A 7,030-nucleotide genomic window follows, 5' to 3' on the forward strand; every position below is an offset into this window, starting at 1 on the left:
GTCCTGTTACCGGAAGCCGAACCGCTTGCGCAGCACGACCAGCGCCACGAGGCTCAGCACGGCCGCGAACATCAGGTAGAAGCTCGGCGCGGTCTTCATCCCGGTCGCCTTGATCAGCCACGCGATGATGAACGGCCCGAAGCCGCCGAAGATCGTCACCGCGACGTTATACGCAAGCGACATCCCGGTCGTGCGCGTCTGCACCGGAAACACTTCGGACAGCAAACCCGGCAGCGCCGCGAAGTAGCCCGTCATCAGGAACGCGAGCAGCACCTGCAGCGCGATCAGCGTGCCGAAGCCCGGATGGGCGACCAGGTACGCGAATGCCGGGTAGATCAGCACGAGGATGCCGACGGCCGGCGCGACCATCACGCGTACGCGGCCGTAGGTGTCCGACCAGTGGCCGACGAGCGGCGCGAACGCCATCTGGATCACGCCGACCACGAGGATCGCCGCGAACGCAGCCGACGGCGCGAGGCCGAGCTGCTTCACGCCGTAGGTCGGCATGAACAGCACGAGATAGGTCGCGACGGTGCCGAGCACGACCACGCCCATCGCGGCGACGAGGCGCGCCTTGTGCGACGCGAACGTGTCGCGCAGCGGGTTCGCGGTGCCTTCCGCCGCGAGGAATTCGGGGGTCTCGTCGACCTTCGTGCGGATGTAGTACGCGACCGGCCCGAGCAGCAGGCCGAAGAAGAACGGCACGCGCCAGCCCCACGACGCCATCTGCGCGGCCGTGAGCTGCGCGTTCAGCACGGTGCCGAAGCCGGCGGCGAGCAGCGTCGTGAGCCCCTGGCTCGCGACCTGCCAGCTCGCGAAGAAGCCGCGCCGGCCCGGCACGTGCTCGGCGAGGAACGCGGTCGCGCTGCCGAACTCGCCGCCGGCGGAGAAGCCCTGCATCAGCCGCGCGGCGACGAGGATCACCGGCGCGGCAACGCCGATCGTCTCGTAGGTCGGCAGCACCGCGATGATCAGCGTGCCGCCCATCATCAGCAGGATCGACAGCGTGAGTGCGGCCTTGCGGCCGGCGCGGTCGGCGTACGCGCCGAGCACGATCGCGCCGAGCGGGCGCATGAAGAACGACACGCCGAACGTGCCGAGCGTGAGCAGCAGCGACACGGTGTCGTTGCCGGCCGGGAAGAACAGCTTCGAGATCGTCACCGCGAAGAAGCCGTAGACGACGAGATCGAACCACTCGAGCGCGTTGCCGATCGACGCGGCGACCACCGCGCGCCAGACGCGCGGCGACGAAGCAATGGAACGGGACTGCGTGACGGCATGCATCGGCGATCTCCTTGTCGTTGTACGTTCTGTGCGAAGCGGCCGCGCGCGCCGTCGGCCTGCCCGGCGCCGCGCACGGCGCTCGGGCGATTATAGGCGCGCAAAAAAATACCGCCGCGCTCCCTGACGGGAACGCGGCGGCGGGCTCGCGGCGGGCCGGCGCGAACGCCGGCCCGGCTGGCGGGCTTACTGCTGCTTGACGGCTTCGGCCGTGATCAGCAGCTTCGTCTTCATCTTGAAGCCGTACTGCTTGCCGTAGTCGAGGCCGAAATCGTCGCGGCTGAATTCGCCGACGGCGTCGACACCGCACACTTCACGCTTGAGCATCGGGTGCGGCATGCACTTGAACGAATCGATCTTCAGCGTGACCGGCTTCGTGACGCCATGCAGCGTCAGGTTGCCGACCACCGACACCGGCTTGTCGCCGTCGAACTTGATCGTGCCCTTGTAGTTCGCCTGCGGGAACTTGGACACGTCGAAGAACTCGGCCGTCTGCAGATGCTCGTCGAGCTTCGCGCTGCCGGTGTGGATCGACGCGATGTCGGTCGTCACGTCGACCGTACCCGTCTTCGCCGCGCGGTCGAGCGTCACGGAGCCGCTCGACTTGTCGAACTTGCCGCGCCAGACCGACAGGCCGCCGAAGTGGTCGGCCTCGAAGCTCGGGTACGTGTGGCTCGGATCGAACTGGTACGTTGCGCTATCGGCAAACGCCGAGAACGACAGCGATGCTGCCAGCGCGCCTGCGGCGATGATCAGTTGCTTTTTCAAACTTTTTCTCCTTGGAACGGCGCCGCGCCCTCGCGCGGCATTCGGGTGAGGCAACAGCCCGCCGCTTACTTGGTGGCGACGAGATGGAACTTGATCTGCACTTCGTCCGCGACGACCGACGTGTCCTTCCACTCGCCGGTGCCGACGTTGAACGCCGAGCGCTTGATCGGCAGTACACCGTCGAAGGTCTGCGTCGCGCCGCTCTGCGTGACCGTGACGGGCACCGTGACGTTCTCGGACTTGCCCTTGATCGTCAGCTTGCCGGTCACGTTGTACTTGTTGCCGCCCGCCGGCGCGATCGCCGACGACACGAACGTGGCCTGCGGATACGCCTTCGCGTCGAACCAGTCCTTGCCGGCGACCTGGTCGTTGTACATCTTGTCGCCGAGGTCATAGCTCGCGACGTCGATCGTCATCTGGGCGCTGCCCTGCGCGGCTTTCGCCGGGTCGAACTTCACCTGCGCGGAAAACTTCTTGAACGCGCCTTCGGTCGGCACGTTCATCTGCTTCGACACGGCGGACACCTTGCTCTTCGCGAGATCGACATCGGCGAGCGCCGCGCCCGACGCGACAAGTGACACCGCGGCGAACGCGGTCAGCATGGAGCGGGAGAAAGACACTTTCATGGGATCCTTCATTTGGCAAAGGGAAGCATCCGCGACAGCAGGCCGTCGCGGTCCAACAACTGGTGCTTGAGCGCCGCGACCACGTGCAGCGAAACGAGCGCAAGCAGAATGTAATTCAATGACACGTGAAGCGTCTTGAAGGTTTCCTTCAGCACCGGATCGGGGTCGATCAGCCGCGGCAGCGGCACGATGCCGAGGTAGACGACCGGGATGTTCGACGCCGAGCTGTACAGGTAGCCCGTCACCGGAATCACGATCATCAGCACGTACAGCAGGATATGCACGCCGTGCGACGCCGCGCGCTGCCACGCGGGCGTACCGCCCGGCAGCGCCGGCGGCACGTGGGTCGCACGCCACAGCACGCGCGCGACGGCCAGCGCGAAGACCGTCACGCCGATCCACTTGTGCCACGAGAAGTACTTCAGCTTGGTCGGCGTGAAGCCCGGGATGTCGGTCATCACCCAGCCCAGCGCGAACGCGCAGACGATCAGCAGCGCGATCAGCCAGTGCAGCGCGATCGCCGTCTGCGTATAGCGTACCGGCCTGGCCGGCAGCGATTTCGATGCCATCTTGGATTCCTCAGTTCAGCGAACGGCCGCGCCGGCCATGCGTCCGACGCTTGTCAAGGGCGCCATGCTACCGCAACCTTTTGACGCGCGCGGACTCTGAAGACAGGCCCGCCAGCCGGCTGACAGCTTCCTGTCATGTTACCGATCAGTCACCGAACTGGCGATCGTTGACACACCGAAAAAGGCCTTTTGGTAAGATTGGCGCGGGTTCCGGCCCCGTCGACGCGTTCCCCGAGCCGTCGCAACACCGCCTTTTCCATGCAACGATACGACCTGATTGCCTGCCACGAATGCGACGCACTGTTGCATAAACCGCGCCTGAGGCGCCGCGAGATCGCGCGCTGTCCGCGCTGCGACGCGCTGCTCTATCGCAACAGCACCACGCAGATCGAGCGCATCACCGCGCTCGCGGTCGCGGCGCTCGTCACGTTCATCATCGCGCAGACGTTCCCGATCCTCGAAATGGACCTGAACGGCACGCGCGTGCAGACGACGCTGATCGGCGCGATCGACACGCTGTGGCATCAGGACATGGCAGTCGTCGGCGTGATGGTGTTCTGCTCGACCGTGCTGTTCCCGCTCGTCGAGATGGCCGCGCTGCTTTACGTGCTGCTGCCGATCCGCCGCGGCGTCGTGCCGCCGGGCCTGAACCTCGTGCTGCGCACGATCCAGCTCGTGCGGCCGTGGGGGATGATCGAGGTGTTCATGCTCGGCATCGTGGTCACGATCGTGAAGATGGTGAGCCTCGCGCGCGTCGTGCCCGACGCGGCGCTGTTCGCGTTCGGCGCGCTCACGCTGATGATCGCCGTCGTGCTGATGTTCGACCCGCGCACGGTGTGGGACATCGCCGACGACCTGCGCGCCGGCCGCTCGCCCGCGGGGCCCGACACCGCGGCGCCGCTGCCGGACGCGCCCCGCCGATGACGACGCCGACCGCCGCCCGCGAGGGCTACGTCAGCTGCCACGCGTGCGGGCTCGTGCAGACGATCGACCAACCGCACGCGCATTGCGCGCGCTGCGGCAGCGCGCTGCACGTGCGCACGCCGAACAGCATCATGCGCACGTGGGCGCTGCTGCTCGCGGCCGCGATCCTGTATATCCCGGCGAACCTGCTGCCGATCATGCGTACGTCGTCGATCGTCGGCTCGCAGGAAGACACGATCATGAGCGGCGTCATCTATTTCTGGACGTCCGGCGACTGGCCGCTCGCGGTCGTCGTGTTCGTCGCGAGCATCCTCGTGCCGATGCTCAAGCTCTGCGTGCTGCTGATCCTCGTGATCAGCGCGCAGCGCCGCACCGCCTGGCGGCCGCTGCAGCGCACGCGCCTGTTCCGGATCGTCGAGCGCATCGGCCGCTGGTCGATGCTCGACATCTTCGTCGTGACGCTCACCGTCGCGCTCGTCCATTTTCGTTCGCTCGCCACCATCACGGCCGGCCCCGGCGCGCTCGCGTTCGGTTCCGTCGTGATCCTGACGATGCTCGCATCGATGCAGTTCGATCCCCGCCTGATCTGGGATCCAGTCGAAACCTCAGGGAATCACCATGAATAGTCCACAAGGCCCGCAGCAAGACGCGCCCCGGCCGCCCGATCCGACGATCTCGACGAAAAGCGGCTGGCTGCCGTCGCTCGTCTGGCTCGTGCCGCTGATCGCCGCGCTGATCGGCATCGGCCTCGTGATCAAGTCCGTGCGCGAGCGCGGCCCGGAAATCACGATCAGCTTCCACAGCGCCGAAGGGCTCGAGCCCGGCAAGACCCAGGTCAAGTACAAGGACGTCGAGATCGGCATGGTCAAGACGATCAAGCTGTCGAAGGACCTGTCGCGCGTGCTCGTCCAGGTGCAGCTCAAGAAGGAAGCGGAGGACTTCGCGGTCAAGGGCTCGCGCTTCTGGATCGTGCGGCCGCGGGTCGGCGCGACCGGCGTGTCGGGGCTCGGCACGCTGCTGTCGGGCGCGTACATCGGCGTCGACGCCGGGCGCTCGGAGGATACGCTGACCGACTTCACGGGCCTCGAGTCACCGCCCGCCGTCACGGGCGACCAGAAAGGCACGCAGTACGTGCTGCGCGGCGATTCGCTCGGCTCGGTCGACATCGGCTCGCCGGTCTACTACCGCCGCGTGCAGGTCGGCCAGGTGGTCGGCTTCTCGCTCGACAAGGACGGCACGGGCGTCACGTTCAACGTGTTCGTCAATGCGCCGTACAACCAGTACGTCGGCGTGAATTCGCGCTGGTGGCAGGCGAGCGGCGTGGACCTGCGGCTCGACTCGAGCGGCCTGAAGCTGAACACACAGTCGCTCGCGACGGTGATCCTCGGCGGCATCGCGTTCCAGACGCCACCGAACCAGGGCTCCGGCGCGACGGCGCCGAACAACACGACGTTCCGCCTCGCGGCCGACGAGGGCGACGCGATGCGCGACCCGGACGGCCAGCCGCTGCAGGTCGTGATGAACTTCAACCAGTCGCTGCGCGGGCTCGCGGTCGGCGCGACGGTCGACTTCCGCGGCATCGTGCTCGGCGAAGTGACGAACATCGGCATCGACTTCGATCCGAAGACGAAAAACTTCCTGATGCCGGTGACGATGAACGTGTATCCGGAACGCCTCGGCCGCCGCTTCCGCGAAACGATCGAGAGCAAGGGCGAACCGGCCCGCCGCGAGATCGTCGAGCGGCTCGTCCAGCACGGGCTGCGCGGCCAGCTGCGCACCGGCAACCTGCTGACGAGCCAGCTGTACGTCGCGCTCGACTTCTTCCCGAAGGCGCCGGCCGTGAAGATCGACACGGCGCGCCAGCCGCTCGAGCTGCCGACCGTGCCGAACACGCTCGACGAGCTGCAGTTGCAGGTCGCCGACATCGCGAAGAAGCTCGACAAGGTGCCGTTCGACCAGATCGGCGCGAACCTGAACAGCGCGCTGTCGAACGCCGACAAGCTGTTCAAGCAGCTCGACACGCAGGTCGCGCCGGAAGCGCGCGACACGCTGTCGGCCGCGAAGCAGACCTTCTCGACCGCCGAAGCGACGCTGCAGCAGGATTCGCCGCTGCAGTCCGACGTGCGCGGCGCGCTGAAGGAGCTCACACGCACGCTGCAGTCGCTGAACGCGCTCGCCGACTACCTCGAGCGTCACCCCGAATCGCTGCTCAAGGGCAAGCCAGGAGATCAACCATGACGACACGCGTGAACGGTTTCGCGAGCGGCGCGGCGGCGGCTGTCGCCGCCCTCGTGCTCGCCGCGTGCAGCTCGCCGCCCGCGCGGTTCTATACGCTCAGCCCGGCCGATGCCGCGGCGCCGCTGCGCACCGCGCCGGCCAACCCGGCGTTCCTGATCGAGGTGCCGTCCGTCGGCGTGCCCGAGCAGGTCGCGAAGAACCAGCTGGTCGTGCAGAAGAACGCCGCGCAGGTCGACGTGCTCGAGCAGGAACGCTGGGCGTCGCCGCCCGCCGACGAGATCCGCCGCGCGCTGTCGGACGATCTCGCCGCGCAGCTCGGCACGATCGACGTCGCGAATTCCGCGTACCCGCCCGGCGTGCCCGTGTATCGCATCAGCGTGAACGTGCAGCGCTTCGAATCGTGGCCGGCCAAGCGCGCGGCGATCGACGCCGTGTGGAGCGTGCGTTCGCTCGCCACGCAGGCCGTGATGACCTGCCGCACGAGCGTCGCGGAACCGGTCGCCGACGGCTACGACGCGCTCGTCGCCGGCCACCGGCGCGCGCTCGACGTGATTGCCACGCAAGCCGCGGCCGGCGTGCGCGCGATGGCCGCGCGCCGCGGCACTACGGCTGAGATCGGAAGAG

Annotated in this window: 8 protein-coding genes; 4 read left to right on the plus strand and 4 right to left on the minus strand. The window is 67.4% G+C overall.

The genetic code is table 11. The features are described from left to right. Nucleotides 1-6: 6 nt before the first annotated feature. The 4 genes from F3J15_RS31380 to F3J15_RS31395 form a co-directional block, all read right to left on the minus strand. Nucleotides 7-1,284 carry an MFS transporter gene (locus F3J15_RS31380; protein WP_166896086.1) on the minus strand — a complete coding sequence of 426 codons (1,278 nt, stop codon included), beginning with the start codon at nucleotides 1,282-1,284 and terminating at the stop codon, nucleotides 7-9. A 183-nt stretch (nucleotides 1,285-1,467) separates the two neighbouring features. Further along, on the minus strand, nucleotides 1,468-2,049 hold the full coding sequence (locus tag F3J15_RS31385; protein WP_069247169.1) for a YceI family protein: 582 nt from the start codon (nucleotides 2,047-2,049) through the stop codon (nucleotides 1,468-1,470). A gap of 65 nt (nucleotides 2,050-2,114) precedes the next feature. Then, the gene (locus F3J15_RS31390) at nucleotides 2,115-2,675 is read right to left on the minus strand and encodes a YceI family protein (RefSeq protein WP_011350991.1); all 561 of its coding nucleotides are present in this window, start codon (nucleotides 2,673-2,675) and stop codon (nucleotides 2,115-2,117) included. Between the two features lie 8 nt (nucleotides 2,676-2,683). Then, nucleotides 2,684-3,244: a cytochrome b gene (locus F3J15_RS31395; RefSeq protein ID WP_069247168.1), complete on the minus strand. Its 561-nt coding sequence runs from the start codon at nucleotides 3,242-3,244 to the stop codon at nucleotides 2,684-2,686. A gap of 258 nt (nucleotides 3,245-3,502) precedes the next feature. Between F3J15_RS31395 and F3J15_RS31400 the strand changes: the two genes are divergently transcribed. The 4 genes from F3J15_RS31400 to F3J15_RS31415 all read left to right on the plus strand — a co-directional run. Continuing rightward, nucleotides 3,503-4,168, plus strand: a complete 666-nt coding sequence (locus F3J15_RS31400; RefSeq protein WP_069247167.1) for a paraquat-inducible protein A — start codon at nucleotides 3,503-3,505, stop codon at nucleotides 4,166-4,168. Then, complete coding sequence (locus F3J15_RS31405; protein ID WP_089483453.1) at nucleotides 4,165-4,794, plus strand: paraquat-inducible protein A; 630 nt, start codon at nucleotides 4,165-4,167, stop codon at nucleotides 4,792-4,794. Before F3J15_RS31400 ends, F3J15_RS31405 begins: the two co-directional genes overlap by 4 nt. Continuing rightward, a complete protein-coding gene (locus F3J15_RS31410; protein WP_166896088.1) occupies nucleotides 4,787-6,406 on the plus strand; it encodes an MlaD family protein in 1,620 nt (539 codons plus the stop codon). The genes F3J15_RS31405 and F3J15_RS31410 overlap by 8 nt, the downstream gene beginning before the upstream one ends. After that, a partial coding sequence (locus F3J15_RS31415; protein ID WP_166896090.1) for a PqiC family protein occupies nucleotides 6,403-7,030 on the plus strand: 628 nt, incomplete at its 3' end. The genes F3J15_RS31410 and F3J15_RS31415, both read left to right, overlap by 4 nt.

Origin of the sequence: Burkholderia sp. Ap-955 (assembly GCF_011753045.1) — a bacterium.
Lineage (GTDB): Bacteria > Pseudomonadota > Gammaproteobacteria > Burkholderiales > Burkholderiaceae > Burkholderia > Burkholderia lata_D.

What these genes read in the sequence shown, in the direction of transcription:
- F3J15_RS31395 (WP_069247168.1), bottom strand. Translation starts at nt 3,244, where the DNA reads ATGGCATCGAAATCGCTGCCGGCCAGGCCGGTACGCTATACGCAGACG.
- F3J15_RS31400 (WP_069247167.1), top strand. Translation starts at nt 3,503, where the DNA reads ATGCAACGATACGACCTGATTGCCTGCCACGAATGCGACGCACTGTTG.
- F3J15_RS31380 (WP_166896086.1), bottom strand. Translation starts at nt 1,284, where the DNA reads ATGCATGCCGTCACGCAGTCCCGTTCCATTGCTTCGTCGCCGCGCGTC.
- F3J15_RS31405 (WP_089483453.1), top strand. Translation starts at nt 4,165, where the DNA reads ATGACGACGCCGACCGCCGCCCGCGAGGGCTACGTCAGCTGCCACGCG.
- F3J15_RS31390 (WP_011350991.1), bottom strand. Translation starts at nt 2,675, where the DNA reads ATGAAAGTGTCTTTCTCCCGCTCCATGCTGACCGCGTTCGCCGCGGTG.
- F3J15_RS31410 (WP_166896088.1), top strand. Translation starts at nt 4,787, where the DNA reads ATGAATAGTCCACAAGGCCCGCAGCAAGACGCGCCCCGGCCGCCCGAT.